The sequence below is a fragment of the Micromonospora sp. CPCC 206061 genome, assembly GCF_036906915.1.
In the GTDB taxonomy this organism is placed as follows: domain Bacteria; phylum Actinomycetota; class Actinomycetes; order Mycobacteriales; family Micromonosporaceae; genus Phytohabitans.
This window is the reverse complement of record NZ_JBAKHX010000001.1, coordinates 394272-419285: the sequence shown is the minus strand read 5'-3', so window position 1 is coordinate 419285 and position 25014 is coordinate 394272. Positions and strand designations below refer to the sequence as shown.

Sequence of the window (25014 nt, the reverse complement as noted above, 5' to 3'; positions counted from 1 at the left end):
CCTGACCAGCCAGAACCTGGTCAGGGCCGCACGTGCCGGCGGGCGTTACCCCGCGTACAGTTCCACTTCGTTGATCCGAACGAAGCCGGGCTGATGGTCGGGTCCGTGGATGCCGATGACGCGCACGAGCCGGGTCGTCTGCGCGTTGCCGAAGCGGAGCTCAACCGATGTGTTGGTATTGCCCCGCGCGCCACCGACCGTCAGGAACGTGGCGCCGTTCCAGACCTGCACGTCGAAGTCCCGGATCGGATAGCCCTGGCTCGTGTACAGGACCATGCGGCGGAAGGTCTTGTTGACCCCGAGGTCGACCTGTAGCCATTGCGGGTTGGTCGGCGGGTACACGCCGGCGGAGTTGGCCCAACTGTGCGAGCCACCGAGGGCGGTGTTGGAGTCGCAGTCGGTTGCCCGCCCAGGCGCGTAGCCTTCGCGCGCGTAGGTGCTGGACGCGGCCGCGAGCGCCCCGCAGGCCAGGTTGTCGATCCCGGTGCCGCCGTCGCCGCCCACGCTGCACGTCTGGAACTGCACCTTTCCGGTGTTGTACTCCTTGTAGGTCGAATCGGTGTGCAGGACGTGCATCATCCCGCCGTCGGAGTCGCGCTCCTGGTAAGAGACGGTGGTCTTGAGCGTGGGGCCGCCATTCGGCACCGTATAGCTGATCTCGTGGGACTTCGTCTCACCACCGTTCACCTCGTACCACTGGTATCCCAGCGCGTCGCCCCACACGGCCTCGTCCCAGGTGGTCAGGAACCGGTCGACGATCTGCCACGTGGTCAGGTGCTTGCGCTTCACCTTCGGGAAGAAGACGTTGGCGACCTGGCCCGACCTGCTGATCACGACCAGTCTCATCTCCCGCTTGCCGCCCAGGAACGTGTCGAAGGTGTCCCTGGCGGTCGCCTTCCAGACGTGCATGTACTCCTCACCCCGGTTGTTGCGGATGCCGGTGGGGTTGCAGGCGAGTGCGCCCATGACCTTCGGGGCGGCCATCGGGGCCGGCTTGCCGGGCGCGGCGGGCTTGGCGGCGGGCTCGGCGGGCTTAGGAGCCGGCTTGGTGGCGGGCTCGGCCCGGGTGCCGCTCCCGTAGTCGGCCCGCTCGTGGACGGACAGCACCCACACCTCGTGGGCCTCCACATACGCCTCGTCGATGACGTTCAACGGCGCGACGGAAAGGTAGGTGTCGAACCAGTAGGTCTGCGCCGCCTGCGCCGACCGGTCGGCTGGCCGGATGGCCATCTCGATTCGGTCCGTGGCGAGCACCCCGTCGTCCTGGTTAGGGATGTAGATCTGCGGCTCGTACCGGAAGCCGTCGACCACGAAGTTGGCCACCTGATACTTGAGCTCCAGCCACAACGGCTGGTTCGGGTCGACGAGGTGGCTCGCCTCGGCCTCCGCGATGACGCTCGACAGCAGGGCCTCGGTGTCGCCGTCGACCTGCCGTGCGGCCATATTGCGCACCAACCAGCGCAGGTTGGCGTCGGCACCGACCCACAAGGCGGGCCGCAGCAGCTGATCGAGTCGGCTTTCGATCGCGAGCTCCAGCGCCGGCACCGGCGCGGGCGCCGCTGCCGGCACTCCCGGCGCGGCCGCGACCGGGCCGCTGACCGCGACGGCCAGCAGGGGCGCGCCGACGATCGCGGCCATGGCTATCCGCCAGATGGCTCGCGGTCGGCGACCGCGACGGTGAGGGGGTGGGGAACCGGGGAGAAGACTCACAGACGGTCCTTTCAGGATCGTGAGGCGCTTCCGCCACGGGCGCGGACGGCTCCGGCCGACGCCGTAGTGGGGAGGGATGCCCGCCGGACGTCACGGCCCGGCGGCCGTCAGCAGAATGTCCGACCGCCCGCGCGGCAGCATCGGGAGACACCCGCAACGCCCACCCGCGAACCGAGGGTGTATGGCAGCCTCAGACGGCCTCGCCCGGCTCGGCGCCGAACACCCGGCGTGCCAGCGCGACCCTGGATCGCACTCCGAGCTTCTCGAAGGACCGGGAGATGTGCGCCTCGACCGTCTTCTGGCTCAGGTAGAGCCGCGCGGCGATCTCCCGGTTGGTCATACCGGCCACGGCGAGCTCGACCACCTCGCGCTCCCGGCCGGTGAGCAGGTCGATGCCGCCGTCGGCCGAAGGCTGCCGCCGGGCCGGGCCGGGGCGTCGCGGCCCCATCGCGGCGAGCCGCCGTTCGGTGCGGGCGAGGCAGGCGTTGAGCCAGTCGGCATCGCACGCCGCGAACAGGTTCTTGGCCTGGCCGAGCTCGCTGCGGGCGCGCTCCGACCGGCCGGCCTGGGCATACAGTTCGGCCGCCAGGTGGCGCGCTCTGCCCTCCTCGGCCGGCGCACCGGCGTCCGCGTAACCGACCGCGGCGGCCGTGGCCTCGCCGGCCGCCTCGTCCACCAGCCCGGCGCGGGCCAGCACCCGTGCGCGGGCGTCGCGTGCGGCGGCGACATGATGGGACAGGCCGATCCCGCGGGCCTGGTCCAGTGCTCGATCCGCCAGCTCGCGCGCCGGCTCGAGGCGGTCCAGATCCGCATTGGCCACGGCGCACAACGCCGACCGGTAGGCGGCGGCCTCGGCGCGCCAGGGATCGCGCTCCGGGTCCGGCTCGGACAGTTCGGCCAGGCACCGCGCGGGGTCCTCGGCGGCAAGGTAGACAGTCGCGAGGTCGAGCTTGACGATCCCGGACCACCAGCCCGAGCGGGGCTGGCGACCACCAGAGATTTCGCGCGCGAGTTTCACGGCGGCGTGGGGACCGTCACGCCAGAGCACCGGCTTGAGCGTAACGGCTGTCGCCATGGCTGCCGTCTCGACGCCGTGGATCAGCCGGGACAGCTCACGCGCCTCGGCTGCCATGCTGAACGCCGTAGCGGGTTGCCCACACCGGATGTCAAGGGCCGCCGCCGTGATCAGCAGGTAGGGGAGGCTGTGACTGCGTCCGTGCCGGTACGCCAGCGCCATGCCGCGGTCGAGGTGGCGGCGGGCCGCGTCGTTGCGTTGCAGGTGCCACTCCACCCACGCCAGCGGCGCGACGAGCTCGATGTACGGCAACACGACGGCGTCACCGCACCCGTCGACCAACCAGGCGCTGCGCTCCACACAACGCTCGGCGTCGGCTATGCGCCCGAGTTGGAGGTGCCCCAACGCGAGCAGGGCGCACGCGGCGGCTTCCAGCGCCAGGTCGCCGGTCGCGGCAGTGACCAGCAGGGCTCGGTGGCCGTAGCGCTGCGCGCTCACCGGGTCGTTGCGGGCCAGCTCGACGGCGACCAGCTCGACCAGCGCGTGGGCCGCGGCCCGGCCGTCGTCGCGACAGCGGGCCAGCTCGCCGGCGAGCAGAGCCTTGGCCTCGTCGAACTGGCCGAGCAGCCGGCACACCACCGACGCGAACGTGACCGCCTCCACCCGACGGCGGCCGTCGATTCGTATCACTTCCTGCAGCAGCGACCGGCTTTCGGCGAGCTGGCCGGTCATTCCCACGGCGCGGGCGAGCGCCAGCTGGAGGTCGACGCGCCGGCCGGCCAGTTCGGGTGCTTCCGGCATGATCCGCAGGGCGGCGCGGAGCAGGCGCGCGGCGGTCGTCGGGGCGGTGTGCAGACAAGCGGTTCCCGCCTCGGCGAGGGTGCTCGCCGCCCGGCCGTCGCCGGGGTGGGCGGAGCGTTCGGTGTGGTGCGCCACGACCTGCAGCGGCCCGTGCCGCATCCGCAGGAACTCCGCGGCCCGTGCGTGGGCCTGGCTACGCCAGCCGCCACCGGCCTTCCAGTACGCCGCCGTACGGACCAGCGGGTGCTGGAAGCGCAGCCCGGAGTCGACGGCCGTCGTCAGGACGCCGAGCCGATCAAGGTCGTCTACCGCGGAGGCCACCTGCGGCTCTGAACGCTCGGCGATCCAGGCGACCAGATCGAGGGCGGCGGGGTCGCCGGCGACAGCGGCCGACCGCGCGACGTGCTGCAGTTCCTGGTCCAGTCTGTCCAGCTCGGCGCAGAAGACGTCGAGCAACGCGCGTTCGGGCGCGGCCTGGCCATCGCCGGTGCCGGCCAGTTGCGCCAGGGTCTCGTCGCCGGCGCCCGCCAGCGCACGCAGGTACAGCGGGTTGCCGCCGCTGCCGAGGTAGAGCAGGCGCCGCCGCCGCTCCGGCTCGCCCGGCAGCAGCACGTCAACGTCGGCCGTGGTCAGCGGCCCGAGGCCGATGACGGTCGCGGCCGGCCCCAGGTGAAACGCGGCGTCGGCCACGCCGGCCGGCGCCGGCGTCGGCCGGTACGCCATGGCGATCAACAGACCACCGGCGGGCGGGCGGCGCAGCAGATATCCGGTCAGCTCCACCGCCGATTGGTCGGCCCAGTGAAGGTCGTCGAGTACGAGCACCGTGGGTCGCGCCGCGGCCAGTCCTTTGAGGAGGCGGCGAACCTGCTGGAAGAGCCGGTACCGGTCCACGTCCTGGATTGGGCCGCTGGCCTCGCCATCCAGCGCCAGGAGCGTCGCGGGGTCGATCCCGGTCACATCGGCCACGCCCGCGAACGCGTCCTGGTAGACGGCGAAAGGCACATGTCGCTCGAACTCGGTGGCGCTTCCCCAGCACACGAGTGCGTCGAGTGCCGATGCGCGGTGAGCCAGCTCCGAAAGCAGTCTCGTCTTGCCGATCCCGGCCTGGCCGTGGACCACCAGTGCCCGGAACTCGCCGCGACCCATCGCGGACAGCACTGCGTCGACGCTGCTGAGCTCCTGCTCACGGCCCACCACGCCATCCGTCAGCAAAGCAGCCACCACAGTCCTCAGGTGCACGCCGTCCCGGAGTCCTCGCCGCCCACTCTATCGAAGAACCGGAATTCGTTCCTTTCGGTCCAACCGGCGCCATCGGTCCGCTCAGGGCTTTCGCCCCACACCGCCGAACGCGTCGACCTCGTCCAGGACATTGACCCGCGGATGGCCGACAGTGTCCCGTCCGGGGTGGCGCCGCGCAAGCGCCGCCGTCAGCGGCTTGCGTCGGCCAGCAGGTCGAAGCGCAGCGCCAGGCGACGCTGTGCCAGGGTGTGGCTGCGACAGTGACCAGGTCACTCCTCGACACCTACCACCTTTGGGGTAGCGGGTGGCCGTGTCCGCGTCTGGCGGGCTCGTAGCGCGATCGCCAGGTGGAAGCGCTGTTCGGGATCGCGGATCTGGTCACGGAACAACGGCGTGAGCTGGCGGAGGCGCTGTCGCACGGTCTGCGGGTGGAGGTGGAGGTAGGTGGCCACCTCGTTGGCGTTCATGTTGAGTTTGAGCCAGGCCTGCAGGGTGTCGGCGAGCCGTTCGCGCTTGTCTTCCGGCAGATTGGCGAGCGGCGCCAGCCGTCGCTCGACGAGCGCGGCGGTCAGCGCCTGGTCCTGGAGGATGACCAGATCGGTCAGGTGGTCGGCGCACCACACGACATCCTGGCGCGGGAGGCGTCCCTTCACGGTCAGGTCGAGCGCGAGGCGCGCCCAGCGCAGCGATCTGTCAGCGTCCACAGGGGACACCGGTAGCCCGACCGCCGCCTGGTGGCCGGCCAGACCGTTCACGAGCGTCCGTGCTTGGGCCGGGCTCTGCGGTTCGGGCGCGATGAGGCACGGCCTGATGTGGTGGAATCCACTTAGGATCTGCGGCGGCAGGACCGGTGGCCGAAGGACTGGTCCGGGCGTGGCGATTGCCACCGCCGCCAGCCGGCGCGGCAGCCGCCAGTGGGCCGCGGCAGCCGCCGCGGCGACCGCGCGTGCCGACGGCGGCGGGTCGGCGACGAGCAGGTCGAGCAGGTGGCGCCGGCGCCGGTCGAGTTCGCCGGCTTCGGCCTCCCGCGCCGCCGCGTAGCCTTCGGCGGACGCGGCGGAGATGTCGTCGATGTTGTCGAAGATCATTTCGCCGAGCCACGCCAGGGCATCCGACGGGAGCGCGTGGCGTTCGGCGAACAGGTGCAGCCGGCGGTTGGCCACCCGCGCGCAGATACGCACCGCCGCGTGCAGGCTGTCGAGGCTGCGACCGGCGCGCATTTCGGCCGCGCCGACCTGGCGGTAGACCTCGCGCCAGTCGACCGCACGACCGCCGGACTCGCGGGAAGTCGTCGACCCGTTCGACCGGACCTGCTGGTCGAGAAGGTCGACATAGCGGCGCAGGGCGAGTTCGACGCCGACCCGGAGCGCGCCGTCCCGGTCGGCGTACTCGGGAACGTGGGCGTCGATCTCGGACACCATCTCGCCAGCCGACTCGAGGATGTCGGCGCGCAGCAACTGCGCGGTCTGCACCGTGATCCTCATCCGCCTCACCGCCAATCGCTCTGCCCGGGGCGCAGGGGAGTGATATTCCTCGTCGCCAATACTGGCATTTCATTGAGTACCGCCCAGATTGGGCTGTTCGTTAGCTTCGTGCGGTCCCAACCACCAGCAGGAGCTGAGGTGATCTGTCATGCGTACCCGTGTCTTGCTCGCCGGTGTGCTGCTCGCTGCCGGCGGCGTGGCGGTGGTGAACGCCCCGGCGGCGTCCGCTGCCGCGTGCTCCGACGTCGAGGTCGTCGTCGCCCGGGGTACCGGCGAGCCGGGCCGGCTCGGGATCATCGTGGGTGATCCGGTGTTCGACGCGCTCGATGACCGGCTGGTCGGCACGACCCTGACCAGCCACGCCGTCGACTACCCGGCGAGCGTCAGTCCGACGTCGCCGACCCAGGGCAACCGCGCCCTGGTCCAGCACGTGTCGAGCCAGGCACGGGCCTGTCCCGACCAGCGGTTCATCCTGGTCGGCTACTCCCAGGGCGCGAACGTGGTAGGCAACTCCATCGGGGTCAGTTCCGCGGGCGCCGCCGTCGGCGGCCCGGTCGTGGCCACCATCCCGGAGTCGGTCCAGCCCCGGATCGCGGCGATACTGGTGTTCGGGTACCCGCTGCGGAAGCTGGGCCGGGGCATCGAGGGCGAGTTCGCCGAGCGGACGCTGGACAACTGCGCGAACAATGACGTGGTCTGCGACCCCACGGGCACCAGCGTCCTCGCGCACCTGAGCTACCGCGGTGACGCCGACGAGGCGGCGGAGTTCGCCGCCTCCCGCGTCTAGCCGGAAAGCGCCAAACGGCTCCCCGAAGCAGGGTCGGGGAGCCGTTTCGGCGTGCGGTGCGGCGGGACCGATCAGCGGTGTGAGGGATGCGTGGGCTACGACAGCGGCGTCATGGCGACCTCGGACGACTGGGCGGACGTCGCGTTCGAGGTGGAGATAGCGGTCGGCGGCGACCAGGCAGGCCAGGACAGACCCGGTAGTCGTTGGTGCCGTGCCGGGTCAGCACGCCCAGGGCTGAGTCGGATGGTTCCCGGGTCGCCGCCACGGCCAGACCGTGGCAGGTCAGCTCGGCTTGAATCAGGCGGGTGACCGTGGTCTTGCCGACGCCGCTGGGGCCGTCGATGACGACGAACAACCCGTGGCGGGTGGTCATGCTGTCACCGTGCGGGTGACGCGGGTCTCGGCCTCGCCCAGCACGAGAGCCTGGCAGCGGGCGAAGCGGGGATCGGTCAGCGTCTCGGTGGGCATGGCTTTTGCCTGATGGCCGCCGACCATGATGTTGATGGCCGGGTCGAGGCTGGCGGCGATGCGGGCGCTGATCTCGTACGTCGGAGCGAGGAGGTTGAATCCGGCCCACTGCGGTGCCAGCTCGTTGACCAGTTGGGTGGTCTGTGCGATGCGCGCCAACGGCGAGTTCGTCGCGCGGATGGAGGACGTGCTGGGGGTCTACGTCCGCGAGCTGGACGACCGATTCCCGGTGGTGTGCATGGACGAGAAGCCGTACCAGCTCCTGGACGAGGTCCGCGACCCGCTGCCGGTTGGCCCGGGGCGTGCGGCCCGGCACGACAACGAGTACGTCCGCCAGGGCACCTGCGCGATCTTCGTGTTCACCCAGCCTCTGGCCGGGTGGCGGCGCGTCCAGGCTCTGCCGCAGCGCACCCGTGTGGACTGGGCCCACCAGGTCCGCCGCCTTCTCGACATCGCCGGCTGGCCCGGCAGTGCCTCGACCGCCGCATCGGCGAACTCGACACGCTCAACGCCGAGCTCACCGCGTGGGGCAGGACGCGACGAACACCGACCAGCGGCAGGTCGACTGGCACTTCACGACCAGCGACGCCCGAACCCGACTCCGCCACCTCTACCCGGCAATTAGAAGCGACGGTTTTACTAGACTGCGCGGATGGCGGAGCTTGTCAGCGATCTGGGGCCGGCTTATGAGGTGTCCTTCTCGCCGGACGGAAGCAGGCTCCTGCGTGCTCGCCAGTCCGTCGCTCATGTGCACCATGCGGACACCGGTCGGGAGCTCGGCGCAGTCAGGACCGGCTCCGGCGTCTACAGCCTCGAATGACCCCGCACCGGCACTCGCACGTCACGCCGGCTCGAAAGCCACCTCGATCTCGACCGGCCAGCGATCGCCAATCGCGAGAACGACCTCGCCGCTGAAGTGAAGCCGCGTCTCCTCGACGACGAGAGTGCCGTACACGTCGAGGTGCTCACCCAGGTAGAACGCGATATCGAAGTCCTCCAGGCGCGCGTCGTCGATGACGATCCGACCGTGTGGGTCGCTGTCCGAGATGTCCAGCCCGTGGAAGTACAGCCGGGGCGGCGCGAGTGCCCACGCCTCGGCCCGGGCGGGAACTTCTGCGGCGATGAGGTCGGCATCCAGCACCCGACCGCGCACCGTGATCACGGAGTCGACAGCGACGCCGAGGTCGTGGCCATCAACGAGGAATACGCCGCGCGCACCGTAGAGTGGCGGGAGACCCGCGGCCGCGCGAGCAGCGATGATGTAGTCGACGCAGTCACTGGCGGGGCGATCGACGGGCGGGTCCTCCTTGTAGTACCTGATTCGGTGCAGCCAGAACGAGTTCCAGTCGGGAGAGCCGCCGCGGTAGGGGCTGTTCGCCAGCTCCTTCTCGACGAATCCGTCAGTGACCCACTTGACCATGTCGAATGTATGGAACGCCTGTTCACGACCGTCGAAGAGCACGGTCAGGGTGACGGAGAGCGCGGCCAGTCCGGCGCCGACCACGAACGCGATCGCAAGCCAGAGCCATCCGGTCGCTCCGTCGACGAGCCGAATCACCAGCCACACGAGAGCGCCGACGACGATGATCTGCGACAGCAGCGTCCAAAAGCCGCAGACCGTGCGGACGAGCGTGAAGGACCGCGAGGACCTGAGGGCGTAGTAACGCACCCGCACGGACGACCTCGACCAGCCCGCGTCCAGTCGAGACCAGGCGATCGCGCATCCCGACGTCGGGAAGAGGAGCGCCGCGCACATCCAGAAGACGGCCCGGTCCTCACCGGCGATGACAGAAAGCACGGCGACGACGAGTGCACACGCCCCGAGCACGGCCCCTGAGACGGCGGCAACGACCCCGGCGGAGATGGCTCGGCGCACGCTTCGAGCCGGCTCAGCAGCCGCGATGTCATCCACGGCGTCACGCTATCTTTGACCGGGGTGTACGCGGGCGTCTCAGTAGCATGTGTGGATGGCCGCTCTCGATCTCCCGCGATCTCGGCTAAGCGTCGCCGCACCTATCGCTCAGCGGCGGGATCGGAGCATGTCCTTCGACCTGACGCTGCCGCTCTGGGATCGCGCAGCTGTGGCCGCTTTACAGCGACCCGAATCTGATCCGCGCCTCGATGTCGTCGACAACTGTTGATCCTCCTGGGCTTGAGGGCCTTCGCCGGTAGAGACGCGCCACGCTTCGGTACGAAGGGCTGCGCGAGTTCGTGCTCGCCCGCAGTCCGGCGCTGTCCCGCACGGCATGCCTGCTGACCGGGGACGCCGTTTTGCGGATCGCTGGACGCAACCCTGTCATCCCAACAGGCGGGGGCGTCGAGGTACGGCCTGTCGCGGGCAGCTTCGTACGCCCCCGGCGCACCGATGACAGGTCCGCGGTCGCGCACGTCAGCAGGGCGGCCGCCGACGCGCACCGTCGCGGCTGCGTTTGAAGCATCCAGGTGTGGGCACGTTGCCTCGGAACTAGCCGCCTTAGCGGTCGCATGATCTGGGGGCCAAGCATGACAACGACAATCGCCGCGCAGCCCAACAGCGGCGCGACGCCCATATATACCGATCAAACCTATACCGATCGAAACCAGGAGACCGCCGCCGGTCTCCTGGTTGCTCTGGCGGCGTTGCCGGCCGACGATCCGTCCCGGCCGGCAGCGCGCCGCGAGGTCATCGAGTACTTGCTGCCGCTGGCTCGTCACCTGGCTCGCCGGTACCGCGACCGCGGCGAATCGATCGACGACCTCGTCCAGACCGCCACGCTAGGTCTCATCAAGGCCGTGGACCGGTTCGATCCGGACCGCGGCGTGGACTTCGCCGCCTTCGCGATCCCCACCATCCTCGGGGAACTCAAACGCCACTTCCGGGACAAGGCATGGACGGTCCGTGTCCCGCGCCGCCTGCAAGAACTTCGGATGGCCATCAGCGACGCCAACGCCACTCTCAATCAAACGCTGGGACGCTCGCCGACCGTCGCTGAAGTGGCCGCCCATCTGAATGTGACGGAGGAAGACGTCCTCGACGGCATCGAAGGCGCACGTGCCTACGCCGCCAGGTCGCTATCGTCCCGCGAGACCGGCGAGGACCACGCCCTGTCGCTCGGCGACCTCATCGGATCCGACGATCCAGGCTACGAGGCCACCGAAGCCCGCATGGCGCTCAGCGAGGCGATGACCACCTTGCCGGACCGGGAAAGGCGGATTGTCATCCTCCGCTTTTACGGCAACCTGACACAGGTCCAGATCGCCGAGCAGGTCGGCATTTCCCAGATGCACGTCTCTCGGCTGCTCAGCAGAGCCTTCGCGCACCTGCGAGCCCACCTCAGCGACACGCTCTAACGTGAGGCGGCCGGCATCCTGCCGGCCGCCGAACGAACCTCGCGCACCCTGCCGCTCACGCCGCCGCCGCGGCCTGCGTGCGGGCGTACTCGACCTCCATGTCGGGCGGGCTGAAGCCGCAGTTGGCGTAGTCGGCACGCATGTCCTGGATCGCGGCGTCGAGCTCGGCCGACGGCCCGCGCTCGGCGAGCAGCACGACCAGCGGCTCCCACATCGCACCGCCGAGATCGGGTATGGCGCGCAGCGCCTTGAGGTAGCGGCCCGGCCGGAGCAGGTCGAGGGCGGTGTGTGCGAGCTTGTCGGCCGCGGGGACCAGCAGCGCCGCGGCGTGGTCGAGCTCCTCGGTCGTCGTCACGGCCGCCGTGTACCTGTCGGGGGCCATCCGCAGATGGTAGTGGCTGCCTTTCGGGCGTTGGCGTAGCTCGACGAAACCGATCGCGTGGGAGGTGGCGTTCTTGTCCAACGCGATCGGAGGCTGACCCCAGCGGGCGGCACGCCAGTTCACGTACTCCCACCACGCGAGCGGCACCACACCGATGCTCACGTAGACGAAGATTGTGCCGTCGCCGACGCTGCGCATCACACTCCGCCCGACATTGACCTGTGCGACGCCGTCGGTCGTGACGACCGACCAGTTTCCGCGAGTGCCCTGGAAGCCCAGCGGCCGCACGACGGCGCCGATGTCCTTGTTCAGCCGGCTCGTCGTCTGCGCAGGAGTGATCATCCGGAACACCGTACCGGCTCGCCGCGCCCGTCGAGACGGCCCAGGAGTCAGCTACCGCGCGCGATCCACTCGTCCAGGTGCGGTGCCTCGGCGCCGATGGTGGTGGTGTCGCCGTGGCCGGTGTGCACGACCGTGCCGGCGGGCAGGCCGAGCAACCGGTCCCGGATGGAGCCGATGATCGTGCCGAAGTCGCTGTGCGATCTGCCGGTGGCGCCGGGCCCGCCGGCGAAGAGCGTGTCACCGGAGAACAGCGCGTCGAGTTCGGGGGCGTACAGGCAGACCGCGCCGGGCGCGTGGCCGGGTGTGTGCAGGACGCGCAACTGGGTGCCGGCGACGGTGAAGGTGTCTGCGTCGGCCAGCGGCAGGTCGGGCACCTGGCCGGGGTGGACCAGCTTCCACAGCACCTCGTCATCCGGGTGCAGGTAGATCTTGCCGCCGGTGGCCCGGGCCAGATCTATCGCGGCGTTGACGTGGTCGTTGTGCGCGTGCGTGCAGACGATCGCGACGACGCGGCGGTCACCAACGGCCGCGGCGATCGCGGTGGCGTCGTGCGCGGCGTCGATGACGAGGACCTCCCGGTCGTCGCCGACCAGCCAGACATTGTTGTCCACCTCCCATACGCCGCCGTCGAGGGCGAACGTGCCGGAGGTGACGATCCGTTCGATGCGGGCGCTCATCAGAACAACACCACCGAGCGCAGGACGCCGCCGGCGTGCATCCGTTCGAACGCCTTCTCGACATCGTCCAGTGGGATCGTCTCGGAGACGAAGGCGTCCAGGTCGAGCCGCCCCTGCTGGTACAGGTCGACGAGGATGGGGAAGTCTCGGGAGGGCAGGCAGTCGCCGTACCAGGAGGACTTCAGCGAGCCGCCACGGCCGAAGACGTCGAGCAGCGGTATCTCCAGCGTCATCTCCGGCGTGGGTACGCCGACCAGCACGACGGTGCCGGCCAGGTCGCGTGCGTAGAAGGCCTGTTTCCAGGTTTCTGGCCGGCCGACCGCGTCGATGACCACGTCGGCACCGAACCCGCCGGTCAGCCCGCGGATCGCGTCCACCGGGTCGGTCTGCTTGGCGTTCACGATGTCGGTGGCGCCGAACTGCTTGGCCCACCGCAGCTTGCGGTCGTCCACGTCGATGGCGATGATCTTTGAGGCGCCGGCCAGCCGGGCGCCCGCGATGGCCGCGTCGCCGACGCCACCGCAGCCGATCACCGCGACCGAGTCGCCGCGGCTCACCCCGCCGGTGTTCATCGCCGCGCCGAGCCCGGCCATCACGCCGCAGCCGAGCAGCCCGACCGCCGCCGCGCGCACCTGCGGCACCTTGGTGCACTGGCCGGCCGCGACCAGGGTCTTCTCGGCGAACGCGCCGATCCCCAGCGCCGGTGACAGCACGGTGCCGTCGGCGAGCGTCATCTTCTGCGTCGCGTTGTGGGTGGCGAAGCAATACCACGGCCGGCCGCGCAGGCAGGCCCGGCACTGCCCGCACACCGCGCGCCAGTTCAGGATGACGAAGTCGCCGGGTTGGACCCCCGTGACGCCGGCACCCACCGCCTCCACGACGCCGGCCGCCTCGTGACCGAGCAGAAACGGGAAGTCGTCGTTGATCCCGCCCTCGCGGTAGTGCAGGTCGGTGTGGCAGACGCCGCACGCCTGGACCTGCACCAGCGCCTCACCCGGTCCGGGGTCAGGGACCAGGATCGTCTCGATCGAGACCGGCGCGCCCTTGGTGCGGGCCACCACCCCGCGGACCTCATGCTCCATCACAGTTCTCCTTAGTCCGTCAGTCGGCGGCCCTGGACCGGCACCGACTTTCTGAGCACTTCGGTGAGGGCCGAGATGCTGTGATCGCCATGGCCCGCCTCAGCCGCCCGCCTCACCAGGTCATTCAAGGGGGCTAGCCATGTCGTGTCGACGTTCGCCTCCTTGGCCAGGTCATCGTCGTGGGCCGCGCCGGCGAGAAAGAGGTTCACGGAGGAGGCGGCATCGGCGTAGTCCCCACTGTCGATCTCCTTGGCATAAACCGGCAGCAGAGACTTGATCATATCCAGCCACTTGCCGGCGAACCGCACCATAGAGCTTGCCGTAAGCCCGCGCGACTGAACGACGGCGGCGCCCTGGAAGAAACCGACGAGTGCGGGCAGCAGGATGGCGCCCACGGCCATCTCGTACAGGGCGGCGAGGTCGGGCTCGTCGCCCAGGTGCACGGTGTCGCCGCCCAGTACCTTCAAGGTCGTCTCAAACTCCTCGAAGACGGTCTTGTCACCGCTGTAGTACAGCAGGGTGTCCGGCGCTCCTACGGCCGAGGGCACATTCTTGACGGCCCCGGCGAGAAACCTCGCGCCGTGGTCGATGACCCAGGCGCCCATCTGGCGGGCGCCGGCCGGCGATCCACTGTTCAGGGTGACGAGGACCCGCCCAGGCAGCGATGTGACGGCCGGCTCCAGAGCCAGCCGAGTGTCCTCGAACGTGGTCAAGCAGGTGATGATCAGGGGACTTGCCGCCAGCGCGTCCTCGATGGCTTCCGCATGCGTGGCCCCCTTGGCGATCAGGGGTGCGGCTTTGGCGGCGGTTCTGTTCCAGACGGTGGTCGGGTGCCCGGCCTTGACGAACGCTTCGGCCAGTGCCGTGCCCATCGAGCCAAGTCCGATGATGGTCACCGCGGTCGGGTGATTGCCAGTCACGTGCGTACTCCAGTCTTGGATGCCGTTGGTGGTCTTGTGCGACGGCTGATCCATCCTGGGACGCGTACAGACATTCCTTCAAGTACCTACATTTTTGCCAGGTACTGCCAAAAATGTAAGTATTGGTCGATGAGGAAGACCAAGGAGCGGACGTTCACCTGCGGGCTGGACGCTGCCATCGCCGTCATGGGAGGCAAGTGGAAGGGGCTGATCCTGTTCGCGCTTCAGGATGGCCCCCTGCGCTTCGGGGAGCTGCGGCGCGCGGTCCCTGGCGTCAGCGAGCGGGTGCTGATTCTCCAGCTTCGGGAGATGGAGACCACCGGGCTCCTGCATCGCGAGGTCTATCACCAGGTCCCGCCGAAGGTGGAGTACTCACTCACTGAGTTCGGTCACTCGCTCAACACCGCGATGGCACCGCTGGGGGAGTGGGGCGAGGAGAACATCGAGCGCATCGAGGCCATCTCCTGGGAGCGGGTCGGGTGACCGGCTCGGATCGTAAGGCCTGGCGCCACCTGCCCCCACCCGCCCAGGCGGTCGCGGTCGCGGCCTCGGAGGCTGTCGCCGCCGCGCAGGAGCGGGACCGGGACCGGCTTGAGGCTGCCGTCGCGCCCCTCGCCGTCACCGAGGGAGCCGGCCTGGTGCTAGGCGCGGTGGTCCGGCTCCTGCTTGAGCAGACGCACCCGGATGGGCTGGGCGGCGACGATATCCGCCGGATCATCGAAGGCTGTGCGCGTGACGTCGTGGCGTGGGAGCCTGCCATCGATCCCCACGTGCTGCTCGTCCTGCTGGCCGGGGCACTGGGCGTTCACGATCAGAGTGAAGAGGCGCCGCCGAGTCCGGACATACTGGCCCGGCACGCGGCGCTACTGGTGGCACACCTGTTGACCCCGACGCCGCGTCCCCTCGCGGGCTACCTCGCGGCGGCGTTCACCGAGATCGAACGCACCGAACTACTGGACTGACGACCGCCGGGACCGCGGACGTCTCCAGCATCGGCTGCGCCGGGTACCCTACCGCTACGGACGACGATAGGCGTCGATGTAATTCGTGTCGATGCGGGTGTCACCAGCGTCAAGGAGGACCATCTCGTGGAGCAGCGCTCGCAAAGAGGGATCCGGCGACGGGTCGCCGCGCTCGTGGCGACCGGCGTCGTGCTGGCCGCGGGGCTGGTCGCCACGCCGGCGCCGGTCCAGGCGGACGGCGTGAATCTCATCGCGAACGGCGGGTTCGAGGACGGCCTCGCCAACTGGTTCTCCAACACGGCCGGCAGCGCCACGTTGTCGCCCACGCCGGATGCCTGCTCCGGCTCCGGTGCCGCGCTCGTCACGAACCGGACGAACACCAGCTCCGGTCCCATGCAGGATGTGTCCGGCAAGGTACAGGCCGGCAAGATCTACTCGGTCACGGCGCGGGTGAAGTACGAGGACCCGAACAGCCCTGCGACCAAGGCATTCGTCGTCACCATGCACTACGGAGGCTCGTCCTACACGAATCTCGGCTCGGTGACGGTGCCGCGTGGACAGTGGGGGCTCATCAAGGGCACGTTCGCGGTTCCCGCGGCGCAGAACGCCACGACCGCGAGAATCTTCGTCGAGACACAGTGGACGGCGACGCCGACGCCTCCGGAGGCCCACCTGATGGACTTCAAGGTGGACGACGTGACGCTCGAGGAGTACACGAGGTCGAGGACCTTCGAGGTGCTCGGCAAGGTCCCCGGCGAGGGGAACCCGCTCATCTCGCACAAGTTCGGAGCCGACGCCAACGGTTTCGTGCACGGCGGTCGCGTGTACCTGTACATGACGAACGACACGCAGGTGTACTACCCGGGTCCAGACGGGATCTCCCCGACGAACACCTACGGCGGCATCAACACGCTCACGGTCATCTCCTCGAACGACCTCGTCAACTGGGTCGACCACGGTGAAATCCCCGTCGCGGGCCCGGACGGGATCGCCCGCTACGCGAACCAGTCCTGGGCTCCGGCGGTCGCGCGCAAGGTCATCGACGGCAGGGAACGGTTCTTCCTCTACTTCGCCAACAGCGGCGGCGCCACGGGTGTCCTGGTCGGCGATTCGCCGCTCGGCCCGTGGCACGACGAGCGCGGCAGCCTGCTCATCACGAGTGCGACGCCGGGTGCGTCGAACGGCCGGAACTGGCTCTTCGACCCCGGTGTGCTGATCGATAACGACGGGCAGAGCTACCTCTACTTCGGTGGCGGCGGGGACGACCGTTCGGGCAGCTACGAGAACACGAACCACCCGAAGTCCACGCGGGTGATCAGGCTCGGAGACGACATGATCAGCACCGTCGGCTCGGCGGAGGTCATCGACGCGCCGCTCATGTTCGAGGCCAGCCACATGTTCAAGCGCGGGGGCAAGTACTACTACTCGTACTCGACGAACTTCGGGTTCTCGGGCCCGGTCGACCCCAACGGTCCACCGACCGGAGCAATCGCGTACCTCATGGCCGACAACCCGATGGGCCCGTGGACGCCCGACAAGTACGCCGGCGTGATCTTCCGCAACCCCGGCAACTACTTCGGAGTCGGCGGAAACAATCATCAATCGGTCTTTAAATTCGAGGGACACTTCTACTTCACCTATCACGCCCAGACGCTCAACGTCCGCGCCACGGGCGGCACCGGGCAGGGCTTCCGTAGCCCGCACATCGCCAAGCTGGCGTTCAACGAGGACGGCACGATCCAGGAGGTGACCGGCACCTACGACGGGGTGGACAGCGTCCGAAACCTCAACCCGTTCCGCGTGATCGAGGCCGAGACCATCGCGTGGCAGCAGGGCATCGCGACGAAGAAGGTCAACGGCGCATCGGTGGAGTTCGGCGCACGAGCGCCGAACCTCGTGGTACACGACGTCGACAACGGCGATTGGACGTCGCTCGCGTCGGTCGACTTCCGAAAGGGCGCCGCCGGCGTCACGGCGAAGGTACTCCCGCTCGTAGAAGGCGGAAAGATCCAGCTTCGCCTCGACGACCGCACCGCACCCGTGGTCGCGACCATCCCCGTCGACGCGCCAGTGGGCGAGTGGACCGAGGTGACCGCTCCGCTCGATGGCATCACGGGCGTGCACGACGTGTACTTCACGTACACGGGGCCCGATGGCACGGACCTCTTCGAGATCGACTCATGGGCCTTCACGAAGCCGACCCGCATGTAGGCAGGCGTCCTTCAAGCCGTGTCAACGACTCGAAGGACGCCTTGACCATGGGCAGCTACACGCCGCAGGACAACTACTGGTGACCGCGCTCCTTTGACCATCCGGTCCAGACCGCGACGCAGTAGCGGGATCGCCGGTATCGGAACCCGCTGGCGCCGGTGGGCGTAGCGTGAATGCGATGACGGGGCGTGAGGTCACGCGCCGCGGGCTGCTCACGGGCGTCGGTTCGGTCGTGGTGGCCACCGGGTTGAACGCGTGCGGCGCCGGGAACGATCCAGTTCCCGGGCCGGTGTCCACGTCTGCGGGCACGCCGGCCGGGTCTGCGAGCACGCCGGCCGCGTCGCCCGCACTCGACGAGGCGGCGCTGCGCAAGAAGATCGCCAGGATGCTGATCGTGGGTTTCCGTGGTGCTCAGGTCGCAGCCAACGACTGGATCATGCGGGCGATCAGTGAGCAGGGTCTGGGCGGTGTCATCCTGTTCGACCGTGATCAGCAGTCCGGCGGCAGGCGGAACATCAACTCCCCGCGGCAGGTAACTGCCTTGATCAGAACACTGACCGAGGCAGCGCCCGCCAAGCTGATCGTGTCCGTCGACCAGGAGGGCGGCAAGGTCGCGAGGCTCGGGCCGTCCAACGGGTTTCCGGCAACCCGGTCGCAGGCCGAGATCGGCGCGCTCAACTCGCCGGCGGTCACCCGTGGCTGGGCAGAGGGCATGGCGCAGACCCTCGTGCGGATCGGGGTGAATCTCAACTTCGCCCCGGTAGTCGACCTGGCGGTCAACCCGACCAACCCGGCGGTCGCGCTGCTCGACAGGGGATTCTCCGCCGACCCGGACGTCGTGGTCGCACGCGCGACCGAGACCATCGACGCGTACCGCCGATCTGGCGTACGGACGTCGATCAAACACTTTCCCGGGCTGGGCAGCGCCACCGGCAACACCGACTTCGAGGCGGTCGATGTGACCGGCACCTGGACGCGCACCGAGATCGAGCCGTTCCAGAAACTGATCCGCGCCGGCACCGTGGACACGGTCATGGTCACCCACTTCCTCAACAAGCAGCTCGACCGGGACCGGCCGGTGTCGCTGTCACGCGCGGTGGTCACCGACCTGTTGCGTGGCGAGTTGGGCTGGGACGGCGTCGTCGTTACCGACGACATGCAGGCGGTGGCGATCACCAGCCGCTACGACCCGGACGAGGCCATCCAGTACGCGTTGCAGGCCGGTGTGGACCAGCTGGTCCTGTGCAACCAGGCCGTCTACGACACCGCGGTCGTCGAGAAGACAGTCGACAAGGTCCTGTCGATGGTCAAGACCCGCCAGATCGCCACCGCGCAGATCGACCGGTCGGTTGCCCGCATCGACACGCTGTGGCCGCCCAGGTAGTACCCAGTCTGGATCAGTTGACGCAGAGGCAGAAGGGGTGACCTGCTGGGTCGAGGAAGACCCGGAACGAGGTTCCGGGCTGGTGTGGGTGCTTGGTCGCGCCCAGCTCGAGCACTGCCGCCTCGGCGGCATCGAGGTCGTCGACGATTACGTCGAGGTGCATCTGCTGGGGCAACTCCTGGGTCGGCCATACCGGCGGGGTGTATCCATCCACCTGCTGGAAGGAGATGCTCTGCCCGTAGTCCGCGCGAACCTCGGCCCAGCTGGCTGAAGCGTCGACCTTCCAATCCAGCATCGCGCCGTAGAACCGTGCGAGCGCGCCAGGATCAGGACAGTCGATGACGATGCTGGGGAAGCGAGCGATGGCCATGCCGGCATCGTATGGGCGGTTCCGGACGATCCACTTCCGGATCGCGCGGGCGGCGTGCGCCGATGTGGCCGGCGTGCTCGCCTACGGTGTGGTTCCCGGTCCTCGCGTGACCGCGACTGGCGAGGTACGGCCAGCCGCTGCGGTCGCCCTGGCCTCGCGGCGGTTGGCCCGCGTGCTGGTGGCGGTGACGACGGCGAGGGTGGCGATGATGACGCCGAGTGAAAGCAACGTCGGTATCTCAGGTACCCAGGTCCAGACGCCGTGCGCCCAGTGCAGGATCAGTTTGACGCCGATGAACGCCAGGATGATTCCGAGGCCGTGGTTGAGGTGCCGCAACGCGGCCAGGGCGTTGCGCAGCACGAAGTACAGCGCCCGCAAACCCAACAGGGCGAACGCGTTCGTGGCGAACACAAGGTAAGGGTCCTCGGTCACCCCGTACACCGCGGGCACCGAATCGACAGCGAAGACCACATCGGTCATGAAGACCGCGGCCACGACCAGGGCCATCGGCGTCAATGCCCGCCGGCCGTCGATCCGGGTGACGAGCTTGGCGCCGTGGTAGTCGCGGGTGACCGGCATCAGCCGGCGCAGCAGTCGAACCGTTCGCATGCCGTCGATGTCCACCTGGCGTTCGGTGCCGCGGACCGCGTCCCGGATGACCTTGATCGCGGTTGCCAGCAGCACGGCACCGAAGAGCAGGAACGCCCACGTGCCGGTGCTGATCACGGCGGCTCCGGCGGCGATGAAGATGGCCCGCAACACCAGCGCGCCGACGATGCCGTACAGCAGCACGCGCTGGGCCAGCACCGGTGGCACCGCGAACGCGGCCAACAGCAGCATGAACACGAACAGGTTGTCGACCGACAGCGACTTTTCCACCACATAGCCGGTGAAGAACTCCACCGACGCCGTGCCTCCGTACGACGCCCAGACGAACAGACCGAACGCCATCGGCAGGGCCAGGTAGAACACCGTCCAGCCGACGGCCTCCCGCATCGGCACGTCATGCGGCCGGCGTGTGATCACAAAATCGACCGCCAGCAAGACGAGCAGCACGGCGATGGTAACCGTCCACAGCAGCGGTGAGCCGATCGACTCCAGTGGGGCGGACATGACCATGCCATCGGGCATCGGGGCCTCCTCGAACGCGTCAGACCGTCCGAGGTCTCCCTCACCCACCATCGGTGGGCGATCGTCCGGGGGCGCGGTGGCGGTGCCCGTACTGACCGGACGATCCTTCGTGAGGTACTCCCCTCCCGGACAGGATATGAGCCGCCGCTGAACGTTTCCTGAGAACCCGATGGCCGCCGCGCTGGACGCCGCCGCGTGGCGTGGGAGCGTTTCCGACAGCGATCAGAGGCGCGGCAGGATGCTGGTGGCGACGGCGTCGAGGATGGCTTCGTCTCCTGCGTACCAACCCGTCGTGCGAGGCCAGTAGGTGACGGCGTCGGTGAAGCCGTGCTCGGCGGCCCGCCCGACCGCCTCAGCGAAATAGTCGATGTTCGACAGCGAGTAGACCGGTGACGCCGGGTCGAGCATCAGATAGCGGTCCACGGTGGACGGATCCCGCCCGGTCGATTCGAGCACGTCGTCGAAGCGGTGCGCCATTTCCGATACGGTGCGCCACCAGCCGTCCACGCTGTCGGCGCGGCTGCCGGTGGTTACCCAGCCGGCGCCATAGCGGGCGGCCAGGTGCATGGAGCGTGCTCCGGTCGCGGCCACCACGAACGGGACGCGTGGCGTCTGTACGCAGCCGGGGGTGCTACGAGCGTCGACGACCGTGTAGTACTCGCCGAGCCGGCTAACGTGCTCGCCGCGCAGGATCGCGTCGAGCAGGTCCACGAACTCGGCGAATCGGTCGACCCGGGCGCGGGCTGTCAGTGGTCTCTGGCCAAGAACGTGGTTGTCGTAGCCGGCAATGCCACCGGCACCGACACCGATCACGAGCCGGCCGCCAGAAATGTCGTCCAACGCGGTGATCTCCCGGACGAAGTGGGCAGGGTGCCGGAAGTTAGGGGAGGCGACCATCGTGCCCAGCCGGATCCGGGAGGTGGCGAGGGCTGCCCCCGTCAAGATCGGTATCGCGTCGAACCAGGGCCCGTCGATCAGGCTACGCCAGCCGATGTGGTCGTACGTCCAGGCGTGCGCGAAGCCGTACGCCTCGGCACGCCGCCACCGATCCGCGGCAATCGACCACCGCTGATCCGGGAGGATCAAAATTCCCACCCGCATGGACAACGACGCTACCTGTCACAGCGCGGCGGAGACGGTCTGAAGACGTGCCGTCAGTCACGGGATGGCTGGGGCGGTGAAGCGTTGGATGTACCGGCGTTGCCAGGGTGTCTCGACGGCGTGCTTGTCGTAGTGCTCCCGGACGAACGCGACCGCCTCGGCGGGTGAGACGCCGTCGAGTACGGCGAGGCAGGCCAGGGCGGTGCCGGTGCGGCCGCGGCCGCCGCCGCAGGCGACCTCGACGCGTTCGGTCGCGGCACGCTCCCACGCCTCGTGCAGTGTTTCGCGCGCCTGCTGCCGGTCGCTGGGCAGCCAGAAGTCGGGCCAGCGCAGCCACCGGCTCTCCCACGCGACGGGTGGTGGCGTGCGGCCCAGCAGGTAGACGCCGAAGGTCGGCGGGGCGCCGGGTGGTAGTGGCCGCCGCAGGCCGCGGCCCCGCACCAGGCGCCCCGAGGGCAGCCGGAGCACGCCGGCGGCGGTGGGGCCCCAAGCAGGATTCGGCTCCTGGATCATGACGCCAGCCTAACTGCGGGCGATGTGGTCCGTTCTATGGCGGCGTGATCCGGGTCAGCGTCTGCTCGTACGCGGTCGCGGGCACCCTGCCGTGCGCGAACGGTCGCTCGATCTGCTGGATCGTGAACAGCAGCAACGTGATCACACTGGCCACCGTGGCGGTCAGCGCGAGCTGCGGAAGTGCCCGATCGAACGGGAAGAAGAATATCGGCAGTGCCGCCAGCACCGCGCCAACCAGCAGCGCGAACCAGGTGGCCTCCCCAATGTGCGCGTCGGCCAGTGCCAGCCGTTCCTGGCGGGCCTGGAGTAGGGACTCCACGGCGGCCGGCGCGTCCTCTGCCCGCTCGGCGTTACGGGCCACCACCTCGTGCATCTGCTGCACCAGGTGCCAGCCCCGGGCGTTCTCGTCCACGCCTGTCGCGGCCTGCCGGGGCCACTCCTGGCCGACGACCTCGCGCAGGTAGTCCCGGCTGAGCGTCACCATCTCGGCGCGGTCGGGCTCCGGCATGCCGTTCGCCGACCAGGCCACCAGCTGCACGGCCTGTGCCTCGGAATAGGTGGCGTCGCGAGCTTTCGCGGCGTTGCTCCACACGTCGATGAAGACGAACGCGGCCACGATCGCGAACAGCATTCCCGCGAGGGAGAAGATCGCACTCAGCGCGCTGATGTCGACGTGCGGGCCGGAGTCGCGGCGCCAGCGCCGCAGGGCTACCACGACCGCGAGGGTGGCGATGGATACGCCGACCAGCCAGAGCGTGCCAACCAGGTATGTATTCATCAGGCTTTCCACTTAGGATGAAACGACGCTCTTTGGACTTCTAGGGTAGATGAGGTCTTCTGTGCGAAAGCGACATGTCGGCTTTCGAATGATCGCGTCCCTGACCGTGTTGCTGCCAGCCGGGGGTGCTCTCGCACTCGTCGCACCGGCCGCCGTGACGCGCCCGCGCCCCACCGTCGAGGCGAACACGACCCGCTGCTCCGGCGGGCTCCATCAGGTCCACACAGTGCGCAGACACCACTCGTCACGGCTCGTCGCCGTCGATCCGGATACCGGCCGGACCAGGTGGGACACCGGCCTCGACCACACGGTCAACGCCATCGGGTACGACGCGACGCAGCACCTCTTCATCGGCGTGGCGACCCGGCGAAATGGTCACCCGATCGGGGACGGCGGGCACATCGTCGCCATCACACCTGAGGGTGAAACCCGGGACCTCGGTCCGGTCCGGGCCGGTTCGGGCAGCAAGAGGACCATCCCGGTCGCCGGGGCGTACGTGGCTGCCATCGCCGATGGTCGTCTCCTGCTCCTGCTCGACGGCGACCTGGTGGCGGTGGACGTACGCCCGGGGAGCACCTCGTTCCTTCGGGTGATCCGCCGCACGGACCTGCCGCGCCTGCCGAGCTTCGGCGATTGGGACGTCCGGCCGGGCGATGGCGCGCTCTACCGGATCACGGTGGACGGCGCCGCTACCCGTCTCGCCCGCAGCCCCGGCCTGCTCGGCTCGGACGCGGCGTGGTGCCGCGCCCTGCCGCGTCCGCCCGCGCCGTCGCCCAGCGCGACCACCAGCCCTCCGGCAAGCCCGACACCCGCTGCCGACCGCCAGAGCGCCGCCGTGCCGCCACCCGGGCCGCCACCCGTGCTGCGGCGTCCGATCCGGTCGACCTCCCGCAGGCCGCCAGCCACGACACCGCCCCCACCCCCGCCGGTCGAGGTCGTGCACGCGCCACGCAAGAGCCCCGCCGCAGTCAAGCCGCAAGAGGACCATCGGACGACCACGGTCCGCTTCGGGATCGTGCTGCTCGTGCTCGGACTCGGCGGTGTGGCGTTCGCCAGGCCCGTGGCCAGAGGCCGCTGAGGTCAGTGGGGTGTTTGCCGCACCGGCGACTGGTCGACGGATGGGTGGATCGCCCGACGCGGCGCCCCCTGCCGGACTCCTAGCGTCAGCTCAACGCAGGCTAGGAGGCCAGCCATGAAATCCCAACATGTCGAAACTCTGATCATCGGTGCCGGGCAGGCCGGCTTGTCCACCGGCTACCACCTCAAGCGGCGCGGCCGGTCGTTCCTGATTGTGGACGGCAACCAGAGGATCGGGGACAACTGGCGGCAGCAGTGGGACACGCTGCGGTTGTATACGCCAGCGAAGTACGACGGGCTGCCGGGCCTGCCATTCCCGGCGGCGCGCTGGCACTTTCCGGGAAAGGACGAGGTCGGCGACTACCTGGAGCGGTATGCGCTGCAGTTCGACCTGCCGGTGCGCACCAATACCCGCGTCGACCTCCTACAGCGGCGGCCCGACGGCGGGTACGACGCGACGGTGGGCGATGCGACGATCAGCTGCGACAACGTCGTCGTGGCGACCGGCAGCTTCGGGCGTACGCCGAACGTGCCCGAGTTCGCAGGCGAGCTAGCGCCAGCGATCAAGCAGCTGCACTCAAGCCAGTACCGGCGGCCTTCGCAGCTACAGCCGGGACCGGTGCTGGTGGTGGGGGCCTCGCACTCCGGGCAGGACATCGCCTACGAGCTCGCACCGACGCATGAGACGACTCTGTGCGGACCCGGTCGCGGCAACATCCCGTTCCGGCCCGAGTCGCGGCGCGCGCATCTGTTGCTGCCGGTCGTAATCTTCGCATTCCGGCACGTGTTGACACGCCGGACGCCGATGGGACGCAAGGCGATGCCGGAAGTGCGGTTTCACGGCGGGCCGAACCTGCGGGTCAAGCCGTCAGACCTCGAACGTCGCGGTGTCATCCGGACGGAGGCGCGGATGACCGGGGTGGTCGACGGCCAGCCGGTGCTGGGCGACGGAAGCGTCCTGATTGTCAGCAACATCGTCTGGTGCACCGGGTTCCGGCAGGTCTTCGACTGGATCCGGGTACCGATTCTGGACGAGCGCGGCTGGCCGGTGGAGTACCGGGGCGTCGTCGACGTGGCACCGGGGCTGTTCTTCTGCGGCCTGTCGTTCCAGTACGCGTTCGCCTCGATGGTGTTCCCGGGGATCGGCCGCGACGCGGACTATGTCGCCCGCCAGATCGTCGCCCGCGCGGACGGCGCGGTGGAAGGCGCCGCCGTGGCGGACGCGAAGGGCCTACGCTGATCCATGGAGG

25 protein-coding genes are annotated in these 25014 nt (G+C 69.2%); 10 read left to right on the top strand and 15 right to left on the bottom strand.

The window, feature by feature from the left end; genetic code table 11:
• Window positions 1–45: 45 nt before the first annotated feature.
• The 3 genes from V6V89_RS01855 to V6V89_RS01845 all read right to left on the bottom strand — a co-directional run bounded on the left by V6V89_RS01855 (window position 46) and on the right by V6V89_RS01845 (window position 6249).
• A complete protein-coding gene (locus V6V89_RS01855; protein WP_334617118.1) occupies window positions 46–1638 on the bottom strand; it encodes a discoidin domain-containing protein in 1593 nt (530 codons plus the stop codon).
• 262 nt (window positions 1639–1900) lie between these two features.
• Window positions 1901–4747: a helix-turn-helix transcriptional regulator gene (locus V6V89_RS01850; protein WP_334617117.1), complete on the bottom strand. Its 2847-nt coding sequence runs from the start codon at window positions 4745–4747 to the stop codon at window positions 1901–1903.
• Between the two features lie 287 nt (window positions 4748–5034).
• Complete coding sequence (locus tag V6V89_RS01845) at window positions 5035–6249, bottom strand: helix-turn-helix domain-containing protein (protein ID WP_334617116.1); 1215 nt, start codon at window positions 6247–6249, stop codon at window positions 5035–5037.
• A 148-nt stretch (window positions 6250–6397) separates the two neighbouring features.
• Here V6V89_RS01845 and V6V89_RS01840 point away from each other — a divergent pair, with 148 nt between their 5' ends.
• The gene (locus V6V89_RS01840) at window positions 6398–7036 is read left to right on the top strand and encodes a cutinase family protein (RefSeq protein ID WP_334617115.1); all 639 of its coding nucleotides are present in this window, start codon (window positions 6398–6400) and stop codon (window positions 7034–7036) included.
• Between the two features lie 109 nt (window positions 7037–7145).
• Here V6V89_RS01840 and V6V89_RS01835 read toward each other — a convergent pair whose 3' ends face one another.
• Window positions 7146–7409, bottom strand: coding sequence for a dTMP kinase (locus V6V89_RS01835; protein ID WP_334617114.1), 264 nt, complete (start codon window positions 7407–7409; stop codon window positions 7146–7148).
• Complete coding sequence (locus V6V89_RS01830) at window positions 7406–7663, bottom strand: hypothetical protein (RefSeq protein ID WP_334617113.1); 258 nt, start codon at window positions 7661–7663, stop codon at window positions 7406–7408. The genes V6V89_RS01835 and V6V89_RS01830 overlap by 4 nt, the downstream gene beginning before the upstream one ends.
• On the opposite strand from V6V89_RS01830, the gene V6V89_RS01825 reads away from it, so the two are divergent.
• Both V6V89_RS01825 and V6V89_RS01820 read left to right on the top strand, forming a co-directional pair.
• A complete protein-coding gene (locus V6V89_RS01825; RefSeq protein ID WP_334617112.1) occupies window positions 7653–8129 on the top strand; it encodes a hypothetical protein in 477 nt (158 codons plus the stop codon). The genes V6V89_RS01830 and V6V89_RS01825 overlap by 11 nt on opposite strands.
• 27 nt (window positions 8130–8156) lie before the next feature.
• Window positions 8157–8324, top strand: coding sequence for a hypothetical protein (locus V6V89_RS01820; RefSeq protein WP_334617111.1), 168 nt, complete (start codon window positions 8157–8159; stop codon window positions 8322–8324).
• A gap of 21 nt (window positions 8325–8345) precedes the next feature.
• Here V6V89_RS01820 and V6V89_RS01815 read toward each other — a convergent pair whose 3' ends face one another.
• Window positions 8346–9416 carry a hypothetical protein gene (locus V6V89_RS01815; protein WP_334617110.1) on the bottom strand — a complete coding sequence of 357 codons (1071 nt, stop codon included), beginning with the start codon at window positions 9414–9416 and terminating at the stop codon, window positions 8346–8348.
• 590 nt (window positions 9417–10006) lie between these two features.
• Between V6V89_RS01815 and V6V89_RS01810 the strand changes: the two genes are divergently transcribed.
• Complete coding sequence (locus V6V89_RS01810; RefSeq protein WP_334617109.1) at window positions 10007–10834, top strand: SigB/SigF/SigG family RNA polymerase sigma factor; 828 nt, start codon at window positions 10007–10009, stop codon at window positions 10832–10834.
• Between the two features lie 55 nt (window positions 10835–10889).
• Here V6V89_RS01810 and V6V89_RS01805 read toward each other — a convergent pair whose 3' ends face one another.
• The 4 genes from V6V89_RS01805 to V6V89_RS01790 are packed head-to-tail and all read right to left on the bottom strand — an operon-like array spanning window position 10890 to window position 14291.
• The gene (locus V6V89_RS01805) at window positions 10890–11558 is read right to left on the bottom strand and encodes a hypothetical protein (RefSeq protein ID WP_334617108.1); all 669 of its coding nucleotides are present in this window, start codon (window positions 11556–11558) and stop codon (window positions 10890–10892) included.
• Between the two features lie 47 nt (window positions 11559–11605).
• A complete protein-coding gene (locus V6V89_RS01800; RefSeq protein WP_334617107.1) occupies window positions 11606–12235 on the bottom strand; it encodes an MBL fold metallo-hydrolase in 630 nt (209 codons plus the stop codon).
• Window positions 12235–13317 (bottom strand): S-(hydroxymethyl)mycothiol dehydrogenase, encoded by a 1083-nt coding sequence (locus V6V89_RS01795; RefSeq protein ID WP_334617106.1) that lies wholly within the window; start codon window positions 13315–13317, stop codon window positions 12235–12237. Before V6V89_RS01795 ends, V6V89_RS01800 begins: the two co-directional genes overlap by 1 nt.
• A gap of 11 nt (window positions 13318–13328) precedes the next feature.
• Window positions 13329–14291 carry an NAD(P)-dependent oxidoreductase gene (locus V6V89_RS01790; protein ID WP_334617105.1) on the bottom strand — a complete coding sequence of 321 codons (963 nt, stop codon included), beginning with the start codon at window positions 14289–14291 and terminating at the stop codon, window positions 13329–13331.
• Between the two features lie 75 nt (window positions 14292–14366).
• Between V6V89_RS01790 and V6V89_RS01785 the strand changes: the two genes are divergently transcribed.
• The 4 genes from V6V89_RS01785 to V6V89_RS01770 all read left to right on the top strand — a co-directional run bounded on the left by V6V89_RS01785 (window position 14367) and on the right by V6V89_RS01770 (window position 18794).
• Window positions 14367–14720: a winged helix-turn-helix transcriptional regulator gene (locus V6V89_RS01785; RefSeq protein WP_334617104.1), complete on the top strand. Its 354-nt coding sequence runs from the start codon at window positions 14367–14369 to the stop codon at window positions 14718–14720.
• Window positions 14717–15199 carry a hypothetical protein gene (locus V6V89_RS01780; RefSeq protein ID WP_334617103.1) on the top strand — a complete coding sequence of 161 codons (483 nt, stop codon included), beginning with the start codon at window positions 14717–14719 and terminating at the stop codon, window positions 15197–15199. The genes V6V89_RS01785 and V6V89_RS01780 overlap by 4 nt, the downstream gene beginning before the upstream one ends.
• 126 nt (window positions 15200–15325) lie before the next feature.
• Window positions 15326–17410, top strand: coding sequence for a family 43 glycosylhydrolase (locus tag V6V89_RS01775; protein WP_334617102.1), 2085 nt, complete (start codon window positions 15326–15328; stop codon window positions 17408–17410).
• Window positions 17411–17588: 178 nt separating this feature from the next.
• Entirely contained in the window at window positions 17589–18794 is a 1206-nt protein-coding gene (locus V6V89_RS01770) for a glycoside hydrolase family 3 N-terminal domain-containing protein (protein ID WP_334617101.1), read from the top strand.
• A gap of 13 nt (window positions 18795–18807) precedes the next feature.
• On the opposite strand, the gene V6V89_RS01765 is transcribed toward V6V89_RS01770, so the two are convergent.
• The 5 genes from V6V89_RS01765 to V6V89_RS01745 all read right to left on the bottom strand — a co-directional run bounded on the left by V6V89_RS01765 (window position 18808) and on the right by V6V89_RS01745 (window position 22687).
• Window positions 18808–19164: a VOC family protein gene (locus V6V89_RS01765; protein WP_334617100.1), complete on the bottom strand. Its 357-nt coding sequence runs from the start codon at window positions 19162–19164 to the stop codon at window positions 18808–18810.
• Between the two features lie 81 nt (window positions 19165–19245).
• Window positions 19246–20295, bottom strand: coding sequence for a TerC/Alx family metal homeostasis membrane protein (locus tag V6V89_RS01760; protein WP_334617099.1), 1050 nt, complete (start codon window positions 20293–20295; stop codon window positions 19246–19248).
• Between the two features lie 222 nt (window positions 20296–20517).
• Window positions 20518–21396, bottom strand: coding sequence for an LLM class flavin-dependent oxidoreductase (locus V6V89_RS01755; protein ID WP_334617098.1), 879 nt, complete (start codon window positions 21394–21396; stop codon window positions 20518–20520).
• A gap of 57 nt (window positions 21397–21453) precedes the next feature.
• Window positions 21454–21909 carry a protein-tyrosine phosphatase family protein gene (locus V6V89_RS01750; protein ID WP_334617097.1) on the bottom strand — a complete coding sequence of 152 codons (456 nt, stop codon included), beginning with the start codon at window positions 21907–21909 and terminating at the stop codon, window positions 21454–21456.
• A gap of 34 nt (window positions 21910–21943) precedes the next feature.
• Window positions 21944–22687 (bottom strand): bestrophin-like domain, encoded by a 744-nt coding sequence (locus V6V89_RS01745; RefSeq protein WP_334617096.1) that lies wholly within the window; start codon window positions 22685–22687, stop codon window positions 21944–21946.
• 88 nt (window positions 22688–22775) lie between these two features.
• Between V6V89_RS01745 and V6V89_RS01740 the strand changes: the two genes are divergently transcribed.
• Window positions 22776–23765: a hypothetical protein gene (locus tag V6V89_RS01740; protein WP_334617095.1), complete on the top strand. Its 990-nt coding sequence runs from the start codon at window positions 22776–22778 to the stop codon at window positions 23763–23765.
• 114 nt (window positions 23766–23879) lie between these two features.
• A complete protein-coding gene (locus tag V6V89_RS01735; RefSeq protein ID WP_334617094.1) occupies window positions 23880–25004 on the top strand; it encodes a flavin-containing monooxygenase in 1125 nt (374 codons plus the stop codon).
• The last annotated feature ends 10 nt before the right edge of the window (window positions 25005–25014 follow it).

Bases quoted from the DNA above. Each gene is read 5' to 3' on its own strand.
- V6V89_RS01740 (WP_334617095.1), top strand. From the start codon at position 22,776: ATGATCGCGTCCCTGACCGTGTTGCTGCCAGCCGGGGGTGCTCTCGCA.
- V6V89_RS01745 (WP_334617096.1), bottom strand. From the start codon at position 22,687: ATGAATACATACCTGGTTGGCACGCTCTGGCTGGTCGGCGTATCCATC.
- V6V89_RS01800 (WP_334617107.1), bottom strand. From the start codon at position 12,235: ATGAGCGCCCGCATCGAACGGATCGTCACCTCCGGCACGTTCGCCCTC.
- V6V89_RS01825 (WP_334617112.1), top strand. From the start codon at position 7,653: ATGCGCGCCAACGGCGAGTTCGTCGCGCGGATGGAGGACGTGCTGGGG.
- V6V89_RS01785 (WP_334617104.1), top strand. From the start codon at position 14,367: ATGAGGAAGACCAAGGAGCGGACGTTCACCTGCGGGCTGGACGCTGCC.
- V6V89_RS01735 (WP_334617094.1), top strand. From the start codon at position 23,880: ATGAAATCCCAACATGTCGAAACTCTGATCATCGGTGCCGGGCAGGCC.
- V6V89_RS01855 (WP_334617118.1), bottom strand. From the start codon at position 1,638: ATGGCCGCGATCGTCGGCGCGCCCCTGCTGGCCGTCGCGGTCAGCGGC.
- V6V89_RS01750 (WP_334617097.1), bottom strand. From the start codon at position 21,909: ATGATCCAGGAGCCGAATCCTGCTTGGGGCCCCACCGCCGCCGGCGTG.
- V6V89_RS01795 (WP_334617106.1), bottom strand. From the start codon at position 13,317: ATGGAGCATGAGGTCCGCGGGGTGGTGGCCCGCACCAAGGGCGCGCCG.
- V6V89_RS01840 (WP_334617115.1), top strand. From the start codon at position 6,398: ATGCGTACCCGTGTCTTGCTCGCCGGTGTGCTGCTCGCTGCCGGCGGC.
- V6V89_RS01760 (WP_334617099.1), bottom strand. From the start codon at position 20,295: ATGCCCGATGGCATGGTCATGTCCGCCCCACTGGAGTCGATCGGCTCA.
- V6V89_RS01810 (WP_334617109.1), top strand. From the start codon at position 10,007: ATGACAACGACAATCGCCGCGCAGCCCAACAGCGGCGCGACGCCCATA.
- V6V89_RS01845 (WP_334617116.1), bottom strand. From the start codon at position 6,249: ATGAGGATCACGGTGCAGACCGCGCAGTTGCTGCGCGCCGACATCCTC.
- V6V89_RS01820 (WP_334617111.1), top strand. From the start codon at position 8,157: ATGGCGGAGCTTGTCAGCGATCTGGGGCCGGCTTATGAGGTGTCCTTC.
- V6V89_RS01765 (WP_334617100.1), bottom strand. From the start codon at position 19,164: ATGGCCATCGCTCGCTTCCCCAGCATCGTCATCGACTGTCCTGATCCT.
- V6V89_RS01805 (WP_334617108.1), bottom strand. From the start codon at position 11,558: ATGATCACTCCTGCGCAGACGACGAGCCGGCTGAACAAGGACATCGGC.
- V6V89_RS01790 (WP_334617105.1), bottom strand. From the start codon at position 14,291: ATGGATCAGCCGTCGCACAAGACCACCAACGGCATCCAAGACTGGAGT.
- V6V89_RS01755 (WP_334617098.1), bottom strand. From the start codon at position 21,396: ATGCGGGTGGGAATTTTGATCCTCCCGGATCAGCGGTGGTCGATTGCC.
- V6V89_RS01770 (WP_334617101.1), top strand. From the start codon at position 17,589: ATGACGGGGCGTGAGGTCACGCGCCGCGGGCTGCTCACGGGCGTCGGT.
- V6V89_RS01835 (WP_334617114.1), bottom strand. From the start codon at position 7,409: ATGACCACCCGCCACGGGTTGTTCGTCGTCATCGACGGCCCCAGCGGC.